Below are 24,621 nucleotides of genomic sequence, written 5' to 3' on the forward strand. Positions count from 1 at the left end.
ACACTATAAACAAAAAGCCTTACATTTTCATATAAGGCTTTTTTATTTATAATATCAACTATTATTATCATACTGTTGTAGTATCCACTGATAGATTACATCAGTCCACCAAAAAAGAGGTGACAGCCTATAAATCCAATAACGGATAAAATAACCCCTACTAAAAATACATTAAAGGATTTACGTAAGAGTTTAAATTTTCTGTCAATCGTTTTCCCTAGATAAAAGGTGTCTTTTGCAATGGTTTTATACAATTCATCTCCTTGACTCATTAACTACGTAATACTATCCACATATTCAGCTTCCTCCATATCTTGAAAATTACCATAAAACATAAGATTCCGTGTGCCTTTATCGCCATGTACTAGTTCTGGACGTGTTGCAAATATCGCGTATGTTATAGAGATTAAATTAGTCATCAAAATCATTACCACAGGAAAAATAAGATGTGGATCTGCAGCTAACTGACTCATAACAGTCCCAATAATTAATGACAATATTAACGCATTAATCGAAATAAGAATGTTAGATTTTCTATCTATCATCGTATTTAAGGTACACTGATTTTTGGATAATAAACGAAACAACGTTTCGACACCACGCTCCGACCTTGGTTCAATTTTAGCTAACTTCTTCTTTAAAGACTTAAGGGTGTCCTTATCGATCTTTAACGCGTCCATTAAATAGTTATCTTCTACTTTTTCTGCTTTTTTACTGCTCATATCATTCCTTTACAAATACAATTTATTTTGTTTGTAGTTGACTTATAGCTTGCTTAAAAAAAGAAACACCTTCAGCTACTGTGGTCTCTGACAATTCTAAAATAGCACCAGTAAAACCATCCGATTTCCATTGGCCTATCTCTAATTTTGGAAAATCAGAAGTCGGCATTGTTTTTCCATTTTTATACCCAGATATATAAAAATAGAATGTCTTTGAGACACTATCAGGAATCGCTAAGCCCAATCCAATGGTGATATTACTATCTGGAAATGCTGTATAAATACCCGTATCAAAATGATGCGGCCAAACTCTACATGGCGTATTTAAGTGGTAGACCTCTTTTATTTTTTCAATGACTTCCTCCGCTAATACACGTTGTGCTGTCAAGACTTTAAGTTTATCAGTATTAGATAATTTAAAAGTATAAGTCGCGTCTATAGTATAAGGTAAGTCATAATGAAACTTATAGCTATATAATTTATTAAGATTACTTTTTGCGGTGTTTGAAAGCCATTTTAAAATTGTACTGTGCGTCTCACCATCCAAATTAAAACTGGTCCTTTCTGTTTTAGAGTTCCATACTAATGCAAAATTATTATAATCTAAACCCAATACGTCTTCATTTTCTGAAAGTGCGTGCGTATATAAACAGTGGTCTGTTATACTAAAACCTAAATTTGTATGACTATCGTCGTCTTTTTTTTCAAGAAAACTAATTCCTGCTGCAGCTAAATATTGTGCTGCTAAATGCATTTGTTTTTCCATAATATAGTATTGTATTCCTCCGTAATTAAAAAACTATTCGTTGGTGAATTTATGTCTCAAAAATTGACTAAAACTAAATTTTGTTTAGGTTTGTGCCCTAATTATGTCAAGTATTTTTTATTATTAGAATGCTAGACTTAGTAATATATTTAATCGCCCACCTTCATCCGAACTAAAATAGCCGAAGTTAGCAGTTGTAAATCCAGCAATGTTAAAAAACACACCACCACCTGGAGACGTATGCCATTCATTAGAGCTATCATTCTCTACCCAAACACGTCCATAATCAAATCCACCATAAAGTCCATAAGAAATAGGAATAAGCGCATTACGTATTTTACCTAAAGATAGTCTTACATCCGAATTATGGTAAAAGGCACTTTTACCACTAAAACGCTCTTGTCTAAACCCTCTTAAGCCATCACCATCACCAATAGACGCCGCTTGATGAAATTCGAACTCGTCACTCAAATTAAAATGCCCTTTAAGCTTTGTCGCGAATACTAAAATACCACGACTGTCTATTTTTTTTGTTAGTCTAAGTTCTGGTATGATGTATGAAAAACCTCTGTCTTCATCAAAATTAGCTTTATATCCTGCGGTTAGTTTAAAGCCTATCCCCAATTTAGGTAGCGCTGGGTTATCAAAATTTTTATATTCGTAAGACGATTCAATTCCAAAAAAATCTTGACCTTCAAATACGTTTGGGTTAACACCACTTACGGTTATAAAGCGGCCTGATGTCTTTTCTGCTTCAATGCCCTCATAACTTACACCTAATTTAATGATGCTTCCATAATAGCCTCTATAAATTAATGCTGGTGCTAATGCTAAGGTCTGTAATCGTACTCTATTAAAATTCAAATCTAAATCATCGTCAAAATTTGGTGTTTCATTTCCAAATCCAAAAAAATTATTCGTATAATTTGAAGAGGAATAGCCTCCTTTAATCCCAAGATTAATCTTATCAAAGACATTAGCAAACTCTCCAGAATAATCCACATCAATACCTGAGGTATTAGTAACATAAGCCACACTTAAACTGTGTTTAGCTGTAAAAGGATTCCGGTGTAATGAATTTTTTGTGTAGTTTAAAGTCGCACCAAATTTTAATCCATCGTCGGTATTAGAAGCGATAATCGGCAGGATGTTTCTAACATCTCTACGGTTTTTCTTAAAATAGTACGTGTTTAAATCATAGTCGTCAGAAAGTGTTTTAGAAACTGGAGTTTCAAACGTGTTTGGTTTTGATTTCTGATCAAACACACGAAGATTCCGTTTATTATTGATGCGATACGTATCATTATTTTGTCCCCCAATCAATTTGATTTTAATGTACTTATTACTCGTTCCATTCACTTCAAAAATATCTTTGTCATCCAATCCATAAATCCATAATTCGTTAGTTATAGCTTTATCATAATCAACATCTAAATACTTATCTGTTTTTTCTCCTTTTTTAATGCGGTAGACACTAACATTCGTGATACCGTTTGGTTTACGCGTAATCACAAAATGATCATCTTTATCGGTTCCTGTAATAATAACACCAGAGCGAAGGTATTCATATAGACTAACCGCATTTTCTTCAACTTTTGCTAACCGTTCTAATAAGGCCTTTTTTGTTCTTGCTACTTTGGTTTGATCAATTTCTTTAGGAAAATTACTAAAGGCTTTATCAATAATTTCAGGAGTCAAGTTTTCTTTTATAAAACGTGCTTCACGCAACCAATCGTCTTGAGTATGCTTAGTCAACACTGCAAAATCAACATCATCTCCAGCATCATTAAACCAGCGTGTCTCCTTATAGTTTCCGTTATAACGTTGCATAAAACGCATTGGCGGACTTAAAGCCGTTAAAGCCCCCAACATAAAACCATCAAAATCGGAATAAGCTTGATCACGATCTCTAGGAATAGGCTCATACAAATCGGTACCATCTTCTTGTTTTTGCACTGCCCAACGCCATTGGTCTGCATGCCTATCAAAATCACCAATAATATTATCGAATAAACGAGTTCTGATATATAAACTCTCATTTATCGCTATTTTATCTTTTCTACGTAGCTTATCCAGTAAGTCGGTTGTACTTTCTATGGTATTAGTACTTCCCAGACTAGCGACAGCTTTATGGCCGTCAGTAATACGCTCTTCAATAAAATAAATTTTATTTCCAAAAGCTTCATTATAATTCTCTAAAGCCTTTTGTTTTGGGATGTAATACATTTTAGTATTGGCATGATAAACATCTATCGCATCAGACAAATCACCAATAGTTAAACTTCCATAAGGGTTTGCGGTAGTCCAATAATCTTGTAATAATTGAATAAAGTAAGTATCCTCAACATCTGGCTCTAAGTATTCTGTTTTAAACAGAAAATATTGAATAAAACGCAACGCACTTTTTTTTGCCGAACGCATCGCGAATTCACGACCATCTTTTGTTTCCAAACGTAATGAGTTGGTTTGATGCCCTCCTCCTTTTCTAATAATAGACAAACCACCATATAAGGTATCTAAAAGTGCCGTTTTGACATTTATGGGCGTGGCATAATCCTTTCTAAAATGTTCTCCCCAAACCATTTTATAAAAATCAGAACGCTCTAATTCTTCCGGCTTATATATAGATGCTTTGACGTAGTCTGGTGTTTCTGTTTCATTAAAATCTGGCATGACGACCTCATCTAATGGTTTTATTATTTCTGAAGTAAATAAAGGTGTTGTAAAATTATTAGATTCGCCATAAAAAGCCATCCACAACGCCCCATTCTTATAATCTATAATTTTTGTAAATCCCTTTTCATTAATGGCGGCTAAACTATGATTTCCTTGTTTTGCATTTTGAATTTGTCCTCCTGCACCGCTAATAATGGTTGGTATCTTTTTTTCTATAATAAATTGCATGTTTTGCTCAAGTCCAGATAGAAAAACAACATTTTTGGATTGTTGTGCAATAGTTAATAAACGTTTACTATACGCCTCATAATACGTATTATTCAAATTTTGCGACCCAATACCAAAAGTATAAGCATTACCATGTTTACCATAAGAAGCAATAGGATGATACATGGCAATAAGCACTGTTTTTCCTTGGCTTTTTATAATTTCATGTTCGACTTCGACATAAAATTCTGTTTTATTTTTAATATCACAAGCGTCATTAATATTCGGAATATTATCCCAATCTGCCAAAGCCCATTGCGAATCTAAAATTAACAAATCGATGTTGTCATTAATTTCAATTTTTTCTAGAGGGCATCCTTTTTCTGGTTGAAAAATATTTTTATTATCAAAAAGGTCTTCTAAATAGTTTTCTTGGTCTTTAAGCCCTTTTAAACCGGATTTCCAATCTGAAAAACCAGGAATAAAATACATGCGTTTTGAAAATGGTTGTAATACCTCTGCATAGCGCTTTAAATTAGCTTTACTACTATTCTGATCAGACACTCCTTTATTAGACGCATTATTACCTAAGAGTAATAAGGTCGCCTCTGTATCGTTTTCTAAGGCTTTAGCAAGTGCTGTAACAACAGGATTACTTTCGTTAGTATTAGAAGTCGCTAAATTACCTGTAGCATAAAACGAGTGCGATATTGGTGTATTTGGTAGTGCTTTTTCGTCTTGCGCATAGGTAAAACCTACAATAAAAAGGGACAATAACGAATTAAATAATCTTTTATTCATGTGTTAGTTATTTGGTTGTGATCAGGGAATCAATATTATAACGATCGCATGTATTATACAAAATAAGCCCTGGTTTTAAATTTCTTTTAATTTATTATACGATGTCTTTAATTCTTAATTAATTTAAATCGTATTACAAAAACAGCCGCTCTATAATCCTTATAATATGACAGTTACATAGTACTTGATTTTTAGACGCAATAAATTATAAAACTAACACACTTGATTACATAAAAAAAGTAACAAGCTAATTATTTCTAGGATCTTGTACTACTGAAAGTTTCCTACTCCAAACCACACTCATACTATAAAAACCGAATCTATCTGTTATTTTTCCATAACAAGCATAAACCCCTAACCCATTAACAGGAAATTGATGGACCACATTTGTAAAATGTACCGCATCAAAATAGTCTCCGTTTTTATCTACAAACGTACTTAAGCGCATCAATTTACCTTGTGTTGTTTTATTAAAACGCGTGGTCACTAAATTACCGTAAATAAGTATTGTTTTATTAACAAACAGATGCATTTGGGAGGCCAACACATCACCTTCCATAGGTTCACTTACTAAATCAAAATAATTGCATAACGGAAAACCAATCAATTCCATTTCGTCATAAGCATTTTCAATCCAATTATTATCTAATTTTGGTAAAGTGAATTGTTTATGCTCCGTTTTAAACAGTTTGGATTGTATGGTGTCTTTTCCTTTGGCATTCAATTTAAAAATAGCTTTCCAAAGCAATTCTACTTTAGGGATATTGGTAAATCTAAAGGCATTACTTCTAATTAAAATGGTGAGTTGTTCGATACTAATCAAAATCCTATCAATAAAATCGTCCAAAGAGGTAAACGGTCCGTGTAACTGACGCTCCGTCAATAGGCGTTTGATGGTATAAGCCTCTAAACTTTTTAAATACCCCAACCCTAAATAAATAGACGTATCAATCAACCTATTGGGATGATCACTAGTATTTACACAAGGCAAACAAATGGTGGCGCCTTGCTGTCTAGCTTCATGAAAATAATGTTCTGCACTATAAAAACCACCACCATTATTAAGTACAGCGGTCATAAACTCTAACGGGAAATAACATTTTAAATACAAACTCTGATAACTTTCTACAGCGTACGATGCCGAATGTCCTTTCGCGAAAGCGTAACCCGCAAAACTTTTAATTTGGTTCCAGACTTCAAAAATTAAAGCGTCAGCATATCCTTTTTTTCTGCAATTAGCAATAAATTTTTCTTCGACAGCTTCAAACTCTTTTAAAGATCTATACTTACCGCTCATACCACGTCTAAGCACATCTGCTTCGCCTAAAGTTAAATCGGCAAACTGATTAGCCACCTTCAACACATCCTCTTGATAAACCATCACACCATAAGTTTCTGGCATAATGTTATACAATATGGGATGTGCCTCTTTACGCTTTTCTGGCGTCCGATGGCGTTTAATAAACTCGTCTTTCATCCCAGAACCCGATACACCAGGTCTGATTATAGAACTTGCTGCCACCAAACCTAAATAATCTTGTGTTTGTAATTGCTGCATTAACCCACGCATTGCAGGAGACTCTACATAATACGCCCCAATTGCACCTCCTGATTTTAATAGATTATTAATGTTTGGATCTTTTTTAAAAGCTTCGACATTTGTAATATCTATTGGTGGTAATTCGGGTCTGTTTTCGGCAATAATTTCTAGCGCTTCTTTAATTTTTGCTAAACCACGTTGCCCTAAAATATCAAATTTAAAGACGCCAACATCTTCGGCAATATTCATATCAAACTGCACGGTTGGATACCCTTTTGGAGGTAAATCTGTTGCCGAATAACAATGTACGGGTTGCTCTAAAATTAAGATTCCGGCGGAATGCACGCTTAAATGGTTTGGAAAGCCTTCAATTAACTTCCCATATTTTAAAACCAATTTCGAAATATCGTCTAAACTAGAAGCGTTGTAGCTGTTTTTACTTAGTTTGTCAATCTCTTCTTTCGGTAAACCGAAAACCTTCCCCAACTCTCTAACTACCGCACGATATTTAAACGTATTATAGGTTGCTAATAATGCGGTATGCTTAAATCTTCTGAAAATATAGGCGGTAACATCATCCCGATCTTTCCAAGAAAAATCGATATCAAAATCTGGTGGAGATGCTCTAAAAGGATTGATAAAGCGTTCAAAATATAAATCTAACTCGATAGGATCTACATCTGTAATCCCGATAATATATGCCACAATACTATTGGCACCACTACCACGCCCAACATGAAAATACCCTTGGCTTTTAGCGTAAGACACGATATCGTGATTGATAAGAAAAAAGGACACAAAATGCATAGATTTGATGGTATCCAATTCGGTTTTTAAACGGGCATAAACTTTTGGTGTTGGATTAGCATAGCGTTTTGGCAAGCCTTGATCACACAATTGTTCTAATAACAAACAATCATTTTCAAACGAATCTGTGTATCGTTTCTGATTTTGAGACTCTCGTTGATCGTCAAAACCAAACTCAATCTCACATTGGTCTAGCAACGCTTTTGTATTCTTTAGGACAAAAGGAAATTCAGCTACAGCTATATTTAATTGCTCTAAAGACCACATTTTATCTTCAGGATTACATTCCTCCGTTTTTTCAAGCTTACTTAATAGCGTGTTATTATCTATGGCTCTTAATAACCGGTGGGCATTAAAATCCTTTTTATCTCTTACCGTCACAGGCTGCAATAAAACAATTTTGTGTTGCAATTGTTTTAAGGACGAAAATCTAAGTTTGCGCAAATCGGTAATAGACACCCCAATAAACTCGTGGTCAGCAAAGTTTTTTTTGTTTAGTTGTAAGACGTTTTCAAAAGGATAAATTATAAATGCATTATTAAATGTTGGTGCCACCTCTGGTAATTGTAATTTTTGTTCAGAATGTTGCGACAAAAAGCTATTTAACGCTTTAAAACCCTCATTATTTTTTGCTAAACCAACAAAATGTTGTCGTGCGCCCGTCCTAAAATCAATACCAATTACAGGCTTAATATTACGTTTTTTAGCATGACGCACAAAATTTAAACACGCCGAGGTATTATTAATATCTGTCAACGCCAGAGCCCTTATAGCATTAGCTTTTGCTAAATCTAAAAGATCGGTTTCAGAAAATGTTCCAAAACGCAAAGAGTAATATGAGTGACAGTTTAAATACATTATTGGTTACGGTGTGCTAATAAAACGGGAGGTTCGCCATTAAACGGGTTATTAAATCTACCAATGGTTTTGGCGCCCATTGCAGAGGCTCTCATAATACTTAAGTCGCCATATCTGTTTCTTATCGCATCCATTGCATTGTATAGATTTAGCATCTCTTCGGTATCATCAAAAAGGTTAATTTGATAATTACCAGTCACTATATCGCTAATCTTAACACCTACCAAACGGATTAATAATCGGCGTTGGTATAGTTTTTCAAACAGCTCTAATACTTTTGGGATAATCACATGGTCTGCACTAGAATAAGTGATTTTAACCTGTTTGGTGTACGTATTAAAATCCGAATACCTGATTTTGACACTTAATGTGCCAGCTAGTTTATTGCCTTTTCTTAATTGAAAGGCTAAATTTTCTGCCATAGCAAAAATGGTGGTTCTAAGCTTAACCATATCGATGGTATCTTTTCCAAACGTGCGTTCTGTAGACAAAGATTTACGTTCATAAAACGGGACCAACGGTGGATTATCAATACCATGGGCACGCTTCCAAATAGTCTGTCCGTTTTTACCCAATGCGCTAATCATCATTTCTAATGGCATTTGTTGGATAACACTAATTTTATCCACACCCAAACCTCTTAACACCTGGTACGTTTTCTCTCCAACCGATGGTATTTTACGAATGGATAATGGGGCTAAAAAATCTTTTTCAAATCCTGAATCTATCTGTAATTGATTATTCGGTTTTGCTTCTCCTGTAGCCACTTTAGATACTATTTTATTGGCTGATAATCCAAACGAAATTGGTAATCCTGTATTTTTAATGATGCTTTGACGGAGCTCTGACGCGTATTTATAACACCCATAAAACTTATCCATGCCTGATAAATCTACATAAAACTCGTCAACACTCGCTTTTTCAAAAACTGGTGATTTTTCTTTAATAATTTCTGTTACTAGATGTGAGTATTTGGTGTAAATGGACGCATCACCTCTAATTACTGTAGCTTCTGGACATAACCGTCTTGCCACTTTCATGGACATACCAGAATGCACACCAAAACCTCTAGTCTCATAACTACACGCAGCGACCACACCTCTATCACCGGTCCCACCAACTAATAACGGTCTGTTTTGCAAACGACTATCTATTAGTCGCTCGCAAGAGACAAAAAACGTGTCTAAATCTAGATGTAAAATATTATTTTGCATGCTACAAACTTAGCTACATATTTAAGTATTTATTGCTTACATTTGTAGTATTATGAATTATATCTCTAAAAACATAAAACACCTAAGAAGTCTCAAAAAGCTGTCCCAAGAGGGTATTGCTGAAGAGTTAGATGTAACTAGATCACGTATTGGCTCTTACGAAGAAAATCGGTCTGCCCCTACTATCGAGTTTTTAATTGCCTTTTCCGATTACTTTAAAATACCGATAGATATTTTATTGCGTAACGACTTGACTAAAGCCAAAGACTTCTCTTTTATCGAGCTGAATAACCAACGCGTGTTGTTTCCGATAACGGTTGATGACGATAACGAAAATTTAATTGAAGTTGTGCCCGTCAAAGCCTCTGCTGGATATTTAGCAGGGTATGACGATCCAGAATATATTGAGCAATTACAGAAAATAAAACTCCCTTTTTTACCTACCGGAAAACACCGTGCGTTTCCAATTAAAGGAGACTCCATGCTACCCATGAAGGATGGCGCCTTTGTTATTGGTCGTTTTATTGAAGATAGAAGCGATATTAAAAGTGGTCGTACTTACGTCTTGGTTACTTTAAACGATGGTATGGTTTACAAACGTGTGTATAATAACATTGCGTTAAATGACTCTTTATTACTAGTATCGGACAACAAAGCTTATAACGGTTATAGCGTGCCTATTAATGAAGTTTTAGAGATCTGGGAATTTACTTGCAGTATTAACACACAAGAATACACCGAAGAAGAGCTTAAAATTAGCAGTATTTTAGGGATGTTTAATGAGCTGGGTGTCGAGCTGAAAGCTTTAGAAAAAACGTTACGATAATGTATACAATTATTGATGTCGAAACTAGTGGAAGAAGTAATAAAATTACTGAAATCTCTGTTTTTAAATACGATGGTAAACAGGTTATTGACGAGTTTACTTCTCTTGTTAACCCAGAGGTTTTAATCCCTGATTATATCACTTCTTTAACAGGAATTGATAACGGGACGGTTGCAAATGCACCTACGTTTGCCGAGGTTGCTAATGACGTTTTATCCATTACTGAAGACACTATTTTTGTAGCGCATAATGTTAACTTTGATTACAATGTTATCAGAAACGAATTTAAGGCGCTGGGCATTGATTTTAATCGAAAAAAACTTTGTACGGTCCGCTTATCTCGTAAATTATTACCCGGTCATAAATCCTATAGTTTAGGTAAATTATGCACCGATTTGCATATTAATATTGTAGATCGCCACAGAGCACGAGGTGATGCTGAAGCAACCGTTGTTTTATTTGAAATATTATTAAATCAAGAAGATGCTGAAACTGTTTTTGCTGACTTCCTAAAAAAAACATCTAAAGAAGCCACGTTACCGTCCCATTTACCAACTGCTGTTTTTAATAATTTACCCAATACTGCCGGAATCTATTATTTTAAAAATAAAAAAGGAAAAATAATCTATATTGGCAAAGCAAAAGACATAAAAAAACGGGTATTAAGTCATTTTTACAGCAAAGCACAAAAATCGTTAGACCTTTGTCGTGAGACGTCGGACATTGACTTTGAGCTGTCCGGAAGCGAGCTTGTTGCTTTATTAATGGAAGATGCTGCCATAAAACAACATTATCCGGAATACAATGTTATTTCCAAACGCGCACCAAAAGCGTATGCTATATTTAGTTATGAAGATAGACAAGGCATAAAGCATTTAGCCTACAACACTCTAAAAGCAACACCAAATAGCATTCAAACCTTTTCTAGTATTACCGATTGCCGAGCGTATTTAGAAAAAATGTGTGCTCAGTTTGAATTGTGTCCAAAATTTTGTCATTTACAAGATGGCGTTACACAATGTTCTCATTATAAAATAACGACTTGTAAAGGGATTTGTGCAAATGAAGAAACCGTAACCGCATATAATTTACGTGTTACCTCAGCCATAACACACACCATGGAAAATAAAAAAGATCTGGTTTTACAAAAGCAAGGCAGACATAACGATGAAACCGCTTTTGTTTTAATTAAAGACAGCACATATTTAGGTTATGGTTTTATTGATAAATCAGAACAAATTAACAGCCCAAACGATTTAGAACCTTTTTTGATTCCGCAAAAGGATAATTTAGATGTACAGAAAATATTAAGAACCGCATTACGAACGCAGTAAAATTATAGCAAAACATTACCTTTGATAAGACTGCTTCGTTCCCAACAGTGACCGTGCTAATTAATAAACTCCTCTTGAGTGCCTGCTCTAAAGCAACGCTCCTCACCTAGATATAATGGGTTACCATGTTTCTCCGACCAAAAGCCGTCTAGAATATCCTGAGTTATGCATTTATACACCACAACACCTTTATAAATAGCCTCGTCATCACCAATGTAATTAAAATTAATAACCAAGATGTTATCCTTAAAAAAACCGGTTCCTAATTGTTCTTGGTTGTTATTAATTAACCATTTAGCGTTGATCCTATTACTTCCGTTTAAAGTTAACTCTAGTGTGCCTTTGTAGGTTACTGCTTCTTGGTCTTGGTTGCTTCCTATAATGTTGTACGTTCCTGGTAGTTGGGTTAGTTGCATATTTATTTGTTATGTCGTTGCCTCGCTTATGTAATTCCTCCTTTTTTTACTGTCATTGCGAGGGACGAAGCAATCTGTTTCTTCTTGCGTCATTGCTTCTTCTTTTACTGTCATTGCGAGGGACGAAGCAATCTGTTTCTTCTTGCGTCATTGCTTCTTCTTTTACTGTCATTGCGAGGGACAAAGCAATCTGTTAATAGTTTCCGTTAGCATCATGAGATGGCTTCGTCCTGCGTCCTCGCAATGAAGGTCTTATTCATGTCCTCCGCAACAGTTATCCTAACTAGCTATTTGATTATAAACACTTTTATTATTTCCATATAACGGAATACCATTTACAAAACCTACGAAAGGACAGTCCAACCTAATTCTTCTAAAACATCTTGTGTTGCTTGTTCTATTAACCCATCTTCAGAATATTCGTAGCTCATGGACGTAATAATTTATTTAATCGTGTTTGGTATGCTTGTGTGTAATTTTGTTTCGCTTTTTCTTCTAAAAAAGAAGCTTCAATTAATTTTAATACGCTATCATTTTTAGCTGTTAAAGACTTAAATACTTTATCTACTTGTTTTTTAGAAATGTTAGCTTGTTCTCCTAATACATAAAACTGCTCTGTAACTTTTCCTTGTGCTAAATTTAGCGGTAACAAACCCTCTTCTAAAGCAAAATCTTTATCGTCTATATGTAGTCTACTGTTTAACAAATCGTAAGCAGGACTTAATTTAAAATCGCCTAAAGGTGTTTCTATCAGAGAGAAATTTTTAAAATGTGCATCGCCATTAGAAAACAAATAATTAAAAAGAATGAGCTTAAATAATTTTACAGATTCTACCGCATAGGCTGGCACGTACTTTTTCAAAATTGTAAACAGCTCTAAATAATTACCTACATACTTAAAATCTTCTCCATGTGTTTGTGGTGTGCGTTCTGCCAAAGATGCAAAATCTTCTTGTGCCCATTTACCTCCATCTGCTTTTACGTCAAAACGTTTTGTAATGTATGCAGGACTACCATTTTTAAAAAATATAAGTGTATTTTCGGCAGTTTCCATATCAAATACCTGTCTTGCAATTTGCATGGTTAGATGCTCGTTTGCAGGCATTTGGTTGGCATTTTTACCAACGTTAGGAATTGGCTTTAAAATATATTGCCCTTGCTCTCCTTCTTCTATTAAACGCAATTTGTTTTTTTCTAATAAGACCGAAAATTTTTCTTGCACTCCAGAAATAGACATGCGTTTTCTATTTTCGGTAAACAAAGCATCTGTAATATCATTGCTTGCTGGCGAATCGTAAGGCAAAAAAGGACTTACTTTTTTACCATTAAACACACGTCTTAAAGCGGTGTTGCTATAAGTGTCATACCTTGCTGCAAGTGTACTTGGACAAACTGTAATTTCTGGTATTGCCATTATTTGTGTACTTTTTTAATAGTTACAGCTCCAATAGTATCTTGTTTTGCTGTTGTTAGTAAAATACCGAAATGATCTTTTGCATCTATACGATTCTGAAAACAAACCGTTTGTTTATTAGAGCCTTCTGGTAACATATTATAAAAAAAAGAAAATAGGTATTTAGACCTATATTCTTGTTGCGTCTTCGGTAAGGTTAAACTAATTGCCGGTTTATTAATATCATGAAACCAACTATCCTCGTATGTAAACACAAAACTAGCATTGTCTAATTGTGTTAATATACCTGCCTTTTCCTTTTTATATAAAACCTCAGCCTGCCTCATTATTTAGTAGTTATCTCTTTAACCGTAAATGTTAACTCCATACCCAATGCATTACCCAATTTTTGTAACGTTTCTAAAGTTGGATTCCCTTTACCGCTTTCAAAATGTTTTAGCGTACGCAAACCTACACCAGAAAGGTCTGCAAGCATTTCTTGTGTTACACCTAAATTATCTCTACGTGTTTTTATGGCTTCTATTAAATCTTTTGAGTGCATTATATGGCTCTTTTTATATAAATATATGTTTTTTTTATTATTTAAATCTACAATAAGTGCTTTTTATTGCACTATTTGTAGTTTTTTTGATTTGATTGTGATTAATTAATAATAAAAGTGCTTTTTATTGCACTATTTTGTGTTTAAATTTTGATGATACCTATTGCGTTGCTCGTTCTATTAACTAGTTGATGTCTAGATGTAAATACGCGCCAATGTCTTGTGGAATATGCTCGTTTTTTAAAACTAATTAACGCTAATTGATTTGGCAAGGGTACTTCCAAATTATAAGCTTCATGTATAGCGCCGTACCCACTAAGATGACTTCTTTAGGCATTTCTAAACCGTGAAAAACAGTTATTTTAAGTGAAAATCGCTTATTATTCATTGCTATTCGTGAAAAACGATTATACTTTTAATAGTGAAAAACACTTACAATCAAAGATGACGGAAAAATAAGTTTTATAATGGAAAAACGGGTTTTATTATGTTTTTTTAGATTTATACACGCTCTTTTTGGGAAAAACAGGTTGAAAAACGTGCGCAAACCAAAATAAACGCGCGCAAACTATAATTAATATAAAAAACGTGCGCAAAGTTTCACTTTATCTATTTGTTATTACTTTAGCTTTTTTACTGAAGTAATCTGTTCCTCGTTACGTCATTGCGAGGCACGAAGCAATCTGTTTGTTGTTGGTGCTTCTCGTTACGTCATTGCGAGGGACGAAGCAATCTGTTTATTGTTGGTGCTTCTCGTTACGTCATTGCGAGGGACGAAGCAATCTGTTTATTGTTTCCGTTAGCATCATGAGATTGCCACGTCGTTCGTACCTCACTCCTCGCAATGACAGGTAAAACGCAATGACTGACTCGCAATGACGTTACAACTCATCAAACAAATCTAACCATTCTGGATTTACACTTTCGATTAGTGCTGTTTTTTTTGCTCTATTTCCTACTTTTAATTGTTTTTCTCTTGCTATTGCGTCACCAATCATTTGGTGTGCTTCATGATGTACCAGTTTGTCTAAATTGTATCTGGCTGTAAACGATTTTGGATCGTGTTTTTCTTTATGTTACAGTATCCGTTTCTTTAAATACGCAGTAACACCAACATATAATGTGGTGTTATTTTTATTGGTTAGTATGTAAATGTAACCTGGTTTCATAGTTTATGTCATTGCCTCGCTTATGTCATTGCTCCTTTCTTTACTGTCATTGCGAGGGACGAAGCAATCTGTTAATAGTTTCCGTTAGCATCATGAGATGGCTTCGTCCTGCGTCCTCGCAATGACGGTTGTTTTCATGAGATTGCCACGTCGTTCGTACCTCACTCCTCGCAATGACAGGTAAAACACAATGACTAACTCGCAATGACGTTACAACTCATCAAACAAATCTAACCATTCCGGATTTACACTTTCGATTAGTGCTATTTTTTTTGCTCTATTTCCTACTTTTAATTGTTTTTCTCTTGCCTTTTAATACAATAGATAATCTAGAACATGATGCCATCCTAAAAAGGCATCAGTACCAAAATGAATATGCTCTCCTTCAAATTTATCAACTCCATGATTTTTTGTGTCATCAATAATATAATCACCTTTTACTAAGTTTTTATGATGAGTTAAAATAAGTCTGTTTTTTGCCTCCAATCCAATATGTTTTTCAACCCATAAACGTTTTTCCATCCAACAATGTGGGTTACTCCAAACTGGAGTTGTTACTATATAACAATCATACTTCTTACTTAATTCTTTAAAAGCATCTATTGCTCCTTTTATTGGCTTATTATTTAAGAAAAATCCTTTCTTATTTTTATTCACACTAAATGGCCCATCACCTAATTCTACTAAAACACCATCCATATCTATTAGCACTATCTTCTTCATAACTTTAAATATTATCTATTATTAAATACTTTTGAACTCTTTTTGTTACCAAATACTCCTGAAACTGACAATAAAAGCAAGTGATTAAGGTTTTGTTATCTACTTTAATAAAAAGTTCTTCATTTATATTTTTATTTGTTTTCTTCAATACGTTTCGGCTAACAATAAGCAACGTGTTACAACTATTTGGTTCTATCCCTTTTAAAATTTCGGATAAAAGGTTATCACTAACTTGCCTATCCCATTGTCTATAACAAAAGAGTTCTGATTTAAAAAAGCCTTCTACTCTATTACTCATAACAAACCTCCTCCTTTCTTAAATCTTGGTTCTTATTAGTATTCCAATCATAAACTCCACCTCTATTTAAAAATTTATCAAAATCATAATTCATTGTTTTTAAAGCTTCCTGTATACCAACTTCTAAAATTGGTTTACTATAATTATGTGTTCCTGCTGCATTATCAAAAAAACGCCCTGCAGGATCTACCATAACATAACTTCCTTTAATTTCATCATTAGATTCTGGAACAATAGTTTCTACATCTTTATGAGTGTCTAAAAAATGAGCGTATTCTTCATCTGTAATTTTAAATGCATCAATTTTATTATCATTCTGACCTTTTATTGGTAATACTTGTAATACTTTCCAGCGTTTTGGTTTGGCCTTTGCTATAAAGGAAGCTAAGTTGTCTTTATAATTTACTTTGTTAACTACAGTGTTAATTTTTAAGCCGTAACCATATTGATGAATCTTGTTTATTAACTCATAATAAAATGTTTTAGACAATGGTTTTTGTCCAGTGATTGCTCTTCCCATTTTAATATTATTTTCTTCATCTAAACTGTCTATACTTACCGCAATCCAGTCTAAATAAGCTTTGTTTTCCTTTAAAAAAGAATCAGTTAACTGACTTCCGTTAGTAACAATCATAGTGGTCATTCCTAATTCTTTTGCTGTTTTAATTAGTTTTGGCAACCATTTGCAAAGCAAAGGCTCCCCGCCTGCAAAGGTTATTTTTTCAAATCCTGCTGCCGCTATCTTTCTCACCACTTCTAAAGCTTCATCTTCTGGTAAATGTCCTTTTGGCACATACTCTTGTTTTACGTCTAAAAAAGTAGCAAAGCAAAACTTGCATCGCATATTACATGGTTGCCATAGATGAAAGTTCACGCTTGGTATTTTAGTTACAGTGTTACTTTTTTGATACTGTTCCATTATTAACTCTGCAACTTCATTGGCTGTTAAATCGTCCGTATTAATAACCAAATCATAGTTTTTATCGCTAGTAAAATCTACACCATAATTATCTTGAAACCGATCTCTCATCTTCTGGTTTCTTTGCTGAATGGCTTTTGCACTTGTAACCTCATCATTTCTATTTGCTAAACGAATTCTTTTAGAAGCGCTTTCATCAGATACTTTTAATAACACATGAAATGCATTTTTAATAAAATGAAACCCTAATCTGTAATCAATTACAAGATTTTCTTTGCTATTACATTCTAATCTAAACTTCTCGTCTATTTCATTATCCAATTCTGGTTGTGCTTTGCATTGCTCTTGAAATTCGTTAATAGTCAATCCATACTTTTCCATTGCATATTTCCTAGAGTAATTTCCAACAGAAACAAACTCAAAATTTAACTGTTCTTGAATACGTTTTCCTACTGTAGATTTCCCTGTTCCTGCAAATCCACTTAATGTTATTTTATTTTTCATTGGTATAAGTTTAATGGTTAGTTAATCCTCGTCTTTCTAAAAAAACGAGGTATTATTAATAATTACTTCTTAGAATTATGATTTGGATTCAACTGCTGACCTCTATTACCATGTACTTTACTATTTACAGCATTAGTTCCAGATGTTCCTTTGTTAGGATTTGCTTGATTGGCTTTGTGATTGTTTTGTTGTGAATTACTCATGTTTTTAAGTTTTAATTAGATTTATAAAAGCTCAGCACCATGCTAAACATCTTGTTATTACAGTAAAGATGCAGATGATTACAATTAAATTTCTTAATTTGTGACAGACCGACTATATTTGGGATATCGACCTACTTTTTTGAGATATAAAAAAGTAAGCCTCAAATAAAAACAGCTATTTAATCAACCACCCCAAAAAAACCTACATCGCTTTATGGATTCTTTTTCAGACTTTATCCAACAGTTCAAACCAGTTGAAGTCCTACTTTTTATATTAATCCTAATCATTATTAGAAATTGGTATAATCTTTATAGAAAGCGCGTTTTTAAAAAGAGATATAAACAGTTGACAGCACAACTAGAAGCGCAACAATTAGGAGTTTCTAAATTTGATGAACAACTTAGAAAAGCACAATCTTTAGAAAGAAAATTAACCAAAAAGAATAATGAAATCTTTCAGTTAGAACAACAGATAGAAGATTACATGAAAAAATTCTATTCGTCTTTAAGTCAAAAAGAAAAGGAGATAGCACAGCATAAAGAAGCTATAAATCATCAAAAAAGAGCGTATGACCAATTTGTAAACTATAAAAATGTCGAAGCGAACAACACTAGGCTTGGTGCACATTTTATCAAAAATGTAATCAGTCAAATTTATGTTGACATGGAGCAAACCGATAATAGCTACAAATCATTTTTAGGGATTAATTATAAAATGGGTGGTAACAAAAATAAAATCCCACCTATAAAAGCCTTAAAAAACATCTTTAAACTATTAGACTACAATGTCTCTGCTTTAAATAAAAAGACCATCACTTTGGAGGAAGAACTGGAACATATCACTATGTTTTTAGACCTTATAAAATATCTCAAACCAAACACTAACATTCAGTTTGACAATAGCTTAAAACAAGAACAAAACAAAAACATACAAATTAAACCTACTTTGTTTTTCCCATTTGTAGAAAATGCTTTAAAACACGGTAGCTTAAATAATACAGACTCATTTATAAGTATTATTCTAAAAGAAAACGAAGACAAACAATTAAGTTATTGCTTAGTTAACAGTGCCGAACAACGCTTAGATTACGAAACCAAAGTTGCAAAATCTTCTAATTTCGGATTAAATGCTTTACAACAGTTACTAGATGCCTATTATCCTAAAAGTAAATTAGAGCATAAATCATTGCCAAACAATCAATATTTGTCAGAACTAACCTTAAGCTTAAATTAAATGATACGTTATATACTTGTAGACGATCAACCTAAAACTTTAAAATACGTTAAGGCTAAAATAGATACTCTACCCAAAGACTATGAACTCAAACATGTAGAAAGTTATGACAGTTCTAAAAAAGCTTATGAAAATATAAATAAAGATGACTTTGATTTACTTATAGTCGATTTTGACATGCCTGTGTATAATGGCATTGAGTTAGCTCAAAAAATTGGTGATAATAAAAAAATCATTTTTTTAACAGGAGAAACTGAAAAAGAAAAACAAGTCATTAATAGTTTGGATATTTCAGGATACTTAAGTAAACCTTTTGATATTGAAGAATTTGAAGCTATTTTAAAAAATAAGGTGATTGGAAAAATAAATAAAAATAATACCTTTAAAAAAGGAGAACGATTATCTATTGCAATTGGTGTTAATCAAGACATAGGTTTTTGTCCTGACGAAACCTGTTACATTTCAACATCACGAAACATAAAAAAATATCAATCCAATAAAAACTGTGTTCATTTTTTTGGTGAGCAAGACGACGTTACTGTTACTAATGTTCGAATTAGTATTAACGAGCTTTCTAAAAAACTAGAACCTTACGGTTTTGAAAAAATAAACCAAAGTACTATTGTTAATCTATCTAAAATTGATAAAAGAAATAACAAAGAACTTACTTTATTGGGAAGTGAAGAAGAATTTACTATTGGAGATAATGAAAAAAAAGGAATAGTCTCTAGAATAAGAACGCTATTTGGTGTTTAGAAAACACCTTTAAAGCTCAAATTACTTACGTTTCAAAGCTTCTAACGTTTTACCGTTTTAATCTTTCCAAGACGTCCAACCATTAGTATAGCGTCCTAAAACTAAAGCTGCTACTGTACTTGGTTTTTGTTAACTATCCTCTTGGCATTAATCCTATTGTTTTCGTCTAGTGTTAACTCTAGTGTGTCTTTATAGTCTGCTGCTTCCTAGTCTTGGTTGCTTCCTGTTATGTTGCATGTTCCTGGTAGTTAGGTGAGTTACATTTTTATTTATTACGTCATTGCGAGGGACGAAGCAATCTGTTTATTGTTACCGTTAGCATCATGAGATTGCTTCGTCCTGCGTCCTCGCAATGACGTTACAACTCATCAAACAAATCTAACCATTCTGGATTTACACTTTCGATTAGTGCTATTTTTTTTGCTCTATTTCCTGCTTTTAATTGTTTTTCTCTTGCTATTGCGTCACCAATCATTTGGTGTGCTTCATGATATACCAGTTTGTCTAAATTGTATCTAGCCGTAAACGATTTTGGATCATGTTTTTCTTTATGTTGCAGTATCCTCTTTTTTAAATAGGCAGTCACACCAACATATAATGTGGTGTTATTTTTATTGGTTAGTATGTAAACGTAACCTGGTTTCATAGTTTATGTCATTACCTCGCTTATGTCATTGCTTCTTTTTTTACTGTCATTGCGAGGGACGAAGCAATCTGTTAATAGTTTCCGTTAGCATCATGAGATTGCTTCGCCCTGCGTCCTCGCAATGACGTTTACTTTAATGAAGCTCCTTCGTTTCTCGCAATGACGGTCTTATTGCGCATCGCAGTAACGATTATACACTACCCAGTCATCCCTTGAACAAACACCTGAACAAACTCCTTCATTTTATCTAAAATACGCTCTCCAATTTCGCGTGCTTTTAATATGCTTGGTCTATTATCTAAACATTTAAAAATATCATCGCGTAAAGGCTCGCGACCATAATCTGTGTAGCTTTCTATTAAGGCTTTAAATTGTTTTTGGTCTAAGTGTTCTTCTTCACACATTTTAGACAATGCTAATATTTTTTCTTCGTGCCAATACCGTTCAAATTCGTCTTGAATATTATCTACATCACTAATATGTGGTAAGTTTTCTTCTATAAATTTTTCAATTAGTTCACGTTTGCTACGTAATTCAACATCACCAGATAGCATATCTATTATTGCTTTTTTCTGTGCTTGCGCATCCACAGATTTAACATCTTTTAATTTTGCTAAAAGTTGTAAAATGTAGGCTACGTTTATTTGATCACGATGAATCAACTCTAATTCAAAATCAATATCATCTAAAATAGATGTTTTATGCTTTTGGTTTTCGTCTTTAACCTTATCATGCAAATCTAAATACTTGCTTTTGTAATCTTCAAACGTTTGTTCGTCTATGCCTAAATCATCCCATTCAAAATCGGTGTACGACTCTAATACATTTTTCGCACGAAGTAATCGTCTAAACGCTTGTATAAAAGCTAACTCTTCGGTTTCACTTGGTAAATTATCTACATCTTGAAACGTTGGTGCTATTTCTAACAGGTTTTTTAAGGCGTCATCAAACTTCTCTGCAATCTTTTCATAAGGTGGCAATATAATTTCTTCAATCGCTTCTTTGTTAGAAAACAACGTAATCGCTTCATCTGTTGCCCCTTTAAGATTTCTAAAGCACAATATGTTTCCTTGCGACTTTTGTTCGCCTAAAATCCTGTTCGTTCTAGAATACGCTTGTATTAAACCATGATACTTTAAGTTTTTATCAACGTACAGTGTATTTACCTTTTTAGCATCAAAACCTGTTAGCATCATATTTACTACAATAACAATATCTAATCGATCTTTATCTTGAAACGTTGTTTTTTCACGTTCTTTTAAACGCTTACTAATATCTTTAAAATAGTTTTCAAACTGCTGACTATCCTTAGTCGAAAAACTAGTATTATACATTTGGTTGTAATCCGTAATGTATTCGTCTAGCTTTTCTCTACTATGACTGGTTTTGTATTGCGCTTGCGGTTCTGCTGCTTGTTGTAACGTATTATCAGGAATATAATCTTGTGCATCTTCATCGTCCTCATTTGTTCCATAACTAAAAATAGTCGCAATTCGTAAATCGTGTTCTCCTAAAAGTTTTTTACGTTTGAAGATATCGTAATAAGCAATTAGCGTATTAATATTACTTACTGCAAATAAAGCCGAATACTCTTTATTAAACGTTTTCTGACTGTGATACGCAATCATATAATCTGCAATTTTCTCTAAACGTTTTGGGTCTGCAAAAACGGCAGCTGTATCAATAGCTTCAACCTCAATATCAATTAAAGTATTTCCTTTTTGTTTGTATTTACCAACGTACTCTATCCCAAAACGTAATACGTTTTGGTCTTTTATAGCATCTGTAATCACGTATTTATGTAAACAGTTACCAAATAAGTCTTTGGTGGTACGTTTTCCTAAATCGTTTTTAGAGGCATTGTCTTTAAAAATAGGTGTTCCTGTAAAACCGAATAATTGACTCTTTTTAAAATATTCCGTTATGGTTTTATGTGTTTGTCCAAACTGACTGCGATGGCACTCATCAAAAATAAAGACTACTTTTTTATCTTTTAAATGCGATAAGCTTTTGTTGTAATTGGCTTTAGAAATGGCATTGTTTAACTTTTGAATAGTAGTTAATACCAATTTAGAATCGTCTGTTAATTGCCTAACCAAAGACTGTGTATTGTCCGTAACATCTACACTATCTTTTTTAAAGCTATTAAACTCTAACATGGTTTGGTAATCTAAATCTTTACGGTCTACCACAAACACCACTTTGTGTACGTCTGGCAAATCCATAATTAACTGACTTGCCTTAAAAGACGTCAAGGTTTTTCCAGAACCTGTTGTGTGCCAAATGTAACCATTGTCGTTACTAGTGGCTACTTGATTTACAATATGCTCGGTTGCATAAAATTGATATGGACGCAAGACCATTAAAATTTTATGCGTTTGGTTATGCACTATATATTTAGCAATCATTTTACCCAAATGGTTTGGGTTTAAAAATGAAGAAGCAAATGCTGTTAATTCTGTAATATTTTTATTGTTGGCATCTGCCCAAAAGAAAGTTTGCTTAACCGATTGCAACTTATTATTAGCTAAATACTTTGTATTTACACCGTTACTAATAACAAACAATTGCACATATTGAAACAACCCATGATTTGACCAAAACGAGTGTCTTTGATACCTATTAATCTGATTAAAAGCTTCTTTAATTTCTAAACCACGACGCTTTAACTCTATTTGTACTAATGGTAAACCGTTTACTAATAACGTGACATCGTAACGGTTTTTGTACGTACCTTCTTGGGTTATTTGGTTGGTAACCTGAAACAGATTACTAGCATAATCTTCACTATTAAAAAAGCGTACATAAAAACTATCTCCGTTTTCTCTGGTAATATTAAAACGATCGCGAAGTGTTTTTGCTTTTTCAAACACATTACCTTTTGCCAAATGGTTTAAAATGGTATCAAACTCTTTAGAAGAAAATACGGTTTTGTTAAAAGCTTCAAGTTGTGCTTTTAAATTAGAAACTAAAGCGTCTCCATCTTTTATGGTTACGTTTTGGTAGCCTAAACCTGCTAATTGTTTAATTAGGTTATTTTCTAGCTGTGCTTCAGATTGTTTAGTCATGTCTTAATCTTCAATTAAAAGATTTGTAATTACTTTAATCATCATATCCTTGTCTTCTGGATGACTTTCAGCAAGCATTAAAGTTAATGCTACCAAAGTGTTATCACTAATACGTTTCAATCCGTTTTGGTTATGTAACAAGTTGTTTCTGTCTAAAAACCACACAAAAATAAATGCAGCAATACGCTTATTCCCATCTGTAAACGAATGATTTTTAACTACAAAGTATAATAAATGTGCTGCTTTTTCTTCTATATAAGGATATAAATCTTTACCATTAAAGGTTTGGTAAATGTTTTGCAAAGAGCCTTTAAACGAATCATCTTTTTCAATACCAAAAAGGCCTTCAAAATGTGTTTGCCTTCCTAATTCGTCTATAGCTTTTCTTGCTTCGTTATAATTAATTTTAAATACTTCTTGGTGTGAAGTTTGTGGTATTTGCAGACGTTGGTGGTCGTAATCATCAAGTATATCTAGCGCTTTACTATATTGACTAATTACATGTATTAAACCTTGTGTTTCGTTAGTAGTTAAATTGTAGTCTGTAAGTACTTTTTCTTGCAACGCAACTACTTTTTTTAAGGCAGTTAGTTGTGCTGTTTTTTGTTGTAAGCGTTTTTTGTTAATAGCAAAGCCTTCTACCAAATACGCTTTTAAAATACTATTTGCCCATATTCTAAATTGTGTACCTTGTTTAGATTTTACTCTATAACCTACAGATATAATTACATCTAAACTATAATATACAACTGGTTTATCTGAATTTGCAATATGCATTTTTTGCATATTGCTTTTTTTATCTAATTCTCCCTCTTTAAAAACGTTATTTATGTGTCTAGAAATTACAGATTGGTCTCTTTCAAATAAGGTAGTAATTTCAGATTGATTAAGCCAAACAGTATCTTTATCAAACTGAACCGATACTTCAATTTGATTTAAATCAGATTTATAGATTACTATTTCACTCATAATATATTTC

Annotated in this window: 20 protein-coding genes and 1 pseudogene; 4 read left to right on the forward strand and 17 right to left on the reverse strand. The window is 33.3% G+C overall.

Annotated elements, in window-relative coordinates; genetic code table 11:
* Window positions 1–95 precede the first annotated feature (95 nt).
* From E9099_RS19705 to E9099_RS18405, 5 genes and pseudogenes are all read right to left on the reverse strand, one after another.
* A pseudogene (locus tag E9099_RS19705) lies at window positions 96–722 on the reverse strand (Pycsar system effector family protein).
* Between the two features lie 22 nt (window positions 723–744).
* Window positions 745–1,488, reverse strand: a complete 744-nt coding sequence (locus E9099_RS18390; RefSeq protein WP_136584966.1) for a hypothetical protein — start codon at window positions 1,486–1,488, stop codon at window positions 745–747.
* Between the two features lie 123 nt (window positions 1,489–1,611).
* Window positions 1,612–5,172: a ShlB/FhaC/HecB family hemolysin secretion/activation protein gene (locus tag E9099_RS18395; protein ID WP_136584967.1), complete on the reverse strand. Its 3,561-nt coding sequence runs from the start codon at window positions 5,170–5,172 to the stop codon at window positions 1,612–1,614.
* A gap of 247 nt (window positions 5,173–5,419) precedes the next feature.
* Window positions 5,420–8,377, reverse strand: a complete 2,958-nt coding sequence (locus E9099_RS18400) for a DNA polymerase III subunit alpha (protein ID WP_136584968.1) — start codon at window positions 8,375–8,377, stop codon at window positions 5,420–5,422.
* A complete protein-coding gene (locus E9099_RS18405; RefSeq protein WP_136584969.1) occupies window positions 8,377–9,591 on the reverse strand; it encodes a DNA polymerase IV in 1,215 nt (404 codons plus the stop codon). Before E9099_RS18405 ends, E9099_RS18400 begins: the two co-directional genes overlap by 1 nt.
* Window positions 9,592–9,643: 52 nt before the next feature.
* Between E9099_RS18405 and E9099_RS18410 the strand changes: the two genes are divergently transcribed.
* Both E9099_RS18410 and E9099_RS18415 read left to right on the forward strand, forming a co-directional pair.
* A complete protein-coding gene (locus E9099_RS18410) occupies window positions 9,644–10,417 on the forward strand; it encodes an XRE family transcriptional regulator (protein WP_136584970.1) in 774 nt (257 codons plus the stop codon).
* A complete protein-coding gene (locus tag E9099_RS18415) occupies window positions 10,414–11,751 on the forward strand; it encodes an exonuclease domain-containing protein (RefSeq protein ID WP_136584971.1) in 1,338 nt (445 codons plus the stop codon). Before E9099_RS18410 ends, E9099_RS18415 begins: the two co-directional genes overlap by 4 nt.
* 56 nt (window positions 11,752–11,807) lie before the next feature.
* On the opposite strand, the gene E9099_RS18420 is transcribed toward E9099_RS18415, so the two are convergent.
* The 9 genes from E9099_RS18420 to E9099_RS19330 all read right to left on the reverse strand — a co-directional run bounded on the left by E9099_RS18420 (window position 11,808) and on the right by E9099_RS19330 (window position 17,938).
* Window positions 11,808–12,167, reverse strand: coding sequence for a hypothetical protein (locus E9099_RS18420; protein WP_136584972.1), 360 nt, complete (start codon window positions 12,165–12,167; stop codon window positions 11,808–11,810).
* 427 nt (window positions 12,168–12,594) lie between these two features.
* Entirely contained in the window at window positions 12,595–13,581 is a 987-nt protein-coding gene (locus E9099_RS18425) for a type II toxin-antitoxin system HipA family toxin (RefSeq protein ID WP_136584973.1), read from the reverse strand.
* Window positions 13,581–13,907, reverse strand: a complete 327-nt coding sequence (locus E9099_RS18430) for a HipA N-terminal domain-containing protein (RefSeq protein WP_136584974.1) — start codon at window positions 13,905–13,907, stop codon at window positions 13,581–13,583. The genes E9099_RS18425 and E9099_RS18430 overlap by 1 nt, the downstream gene beginning before the upstream one ends.
* Window positions 13,907–14,122: a helix-turn-helix domain-containing protein gene (locus tag E9099_RS18435; RefSeq protein ID WP_136584975.1), complete on the reverse strand. Its 216-nt coding sequence runs from the start codon at window positions 14,120–14,122 to the stop codon at window positions 13,907–13,909. Before E9099_RS18435 ends, E9099_RS18430 begins: the two co-directional genes overlap by 1 nt.
* A 1,076-nt stretch (window positions 14,123–15,198) precedes the next feature.
* Window positions 15,199–15,291: a GIY-YIG nuclease family protein gene (locus E9099_RS19710; RefSeq protein WP_317130632.1), complete on the reverse strand. Its 93-nt coding sequence runs from the start codon at window positions 15,289–15,291 to the stop codon at window positions 15,199–15,201.
* A 312-nt stretch (window positions 15,292–15,603) separates the two neighbouring features.
* The gene (locus E9099_RS18450; RefSeq protein ID WP_136584976.1) at window positions 15,604–16,014 is read right to left on the reverse strand and encodes a 5' nucleotidase, NT5C type; all 411 of its coding nucleotides are present in this window, start codon (window positions 16,012–16,014) and stop codon (window positions 15,604–15,606) included.
* A 4-nt stretch (window positions 16,015–16,018) separates the two neighbouring features.
* Window positions 16,019–16,312, reverse strand: coding sequence for a hypothetical protein (locus tag E9099_RS18455; RefSeq protein WP_136584977.1), 294 nt, complete (start codon window positions 16,310–16,312; stop codon window positions 16,019–16,021).
* Window positions 16,305–17,735 (reverse strand): viperin family antiviral radical SAM protein, encoded by a 1,431-nt coding sequence (locus tag E9099_RS18460; RefSeq protein ID WP_136584978.1) that lies wholly within the window; start codon window positions 17,733–17,735, stop codon window positions 16,305–16,307. The genes E9099_RS18455 and E9099_RS18460 overlap by 8 nt, the downstream gene beginning before the upstream one ends.
* A 62-nt stretch (window positions 17,736–17,797) precedes the next feature.
* Window positions 17,798–17,938, reverse strand: a complete 141-nt coding sequence (locus E9099_RS19330) for a hypothetical protein (RefSeq protein ID WP_168800785.1) — start codon at window positions 17,936–17,938, stop codon at window positions 17,798–17,800.
* A 214-nt stretch (window positions 17,939–18,152) separates the two neighbouring features.
* Between E9099_RS19330 and E9099_RS18465 the strand changes: the two genes are divergently transcribed.
* Complete coding sequence (locus E9099_RS18465) at window positions 18,153–19,172, forward strand: hypothetical protein (protein ID WP_136584979.1); 1,020 nt, start codon at window positions 18,153–18,155, stop codon at window positions 19,170–19,172.
* Complete coding sequence (locus tag E9099_RS18470) at window positions 19,173–19,928, forward strand: LytR/AlgR family response regulator transcription factor (RefSeq protein ID WP_136584980.1); 756 nt, start codon at window positions 19,173–19,175, stop codon at window positions 19,926–19,928.
* Between the two features lie 358 nt (window positions 19,929–20,286).
* Here E9099_RS18470 and E9099_RS18480 read toward each other — a convergent pair whose 3' ends face one another.
* The 3 genes from E9099_RS18480 to rhuM all read right to left on the reverse strand — a co-directional run bounded on the left by E9099_RS18480 (window position 20,287) and on the right by rhuM (window position 24,611).
* Complete coding sequence (locus E9099_RS18480; RefSeq protein WP_136584981.1) at window positions 20,287–20,574, reverse strand: GIY-YIG nuclease family protein; 288 nt, start codon at window positions 20,572–20,574, stop codon at window positions 20,287–20,289.
* 197 nt (window positions 20,575–20,771) lie between these two features.
* Window positions 20,772–23,642 carry a type I restriction endonuclease subunit R gene (locus E9099_RS18485; protein ID WP_136584982.1) on the reverse strand — a complete coding sequence of 957 codons (2,871 nt, stop codon included), beginning with the start codon at window positions 23,640–23,642 and terminating at the stop codon, window positions 20,772–20,774.
* A gap of 3 nt (window positions 23,643–23,645) precedes the next feature.
* Window positions 23,646–24,611, reverse strand: a complete 966-nt coding sequence (rhuM, locus tag E9099_RS18490) for a virulence protein RhuM/Fic/DOC family protein (RefSeq protein ID WP_055448530.1) — start codon at window positions 24,609–24,611, stop codon at window positions 23,646–23,648.
* Window positions 24,612–24,621 lie beyond the last annotated feature (10 nt).

This window comes from Psychroserpens sp. NJDZ02 (assembly GCF_004843725.1).
Lineage (GTDB): Bacteria > Bacteroidota > Bacteroidia > Flavobacteriales > Flavobacteriaceae > Olleya.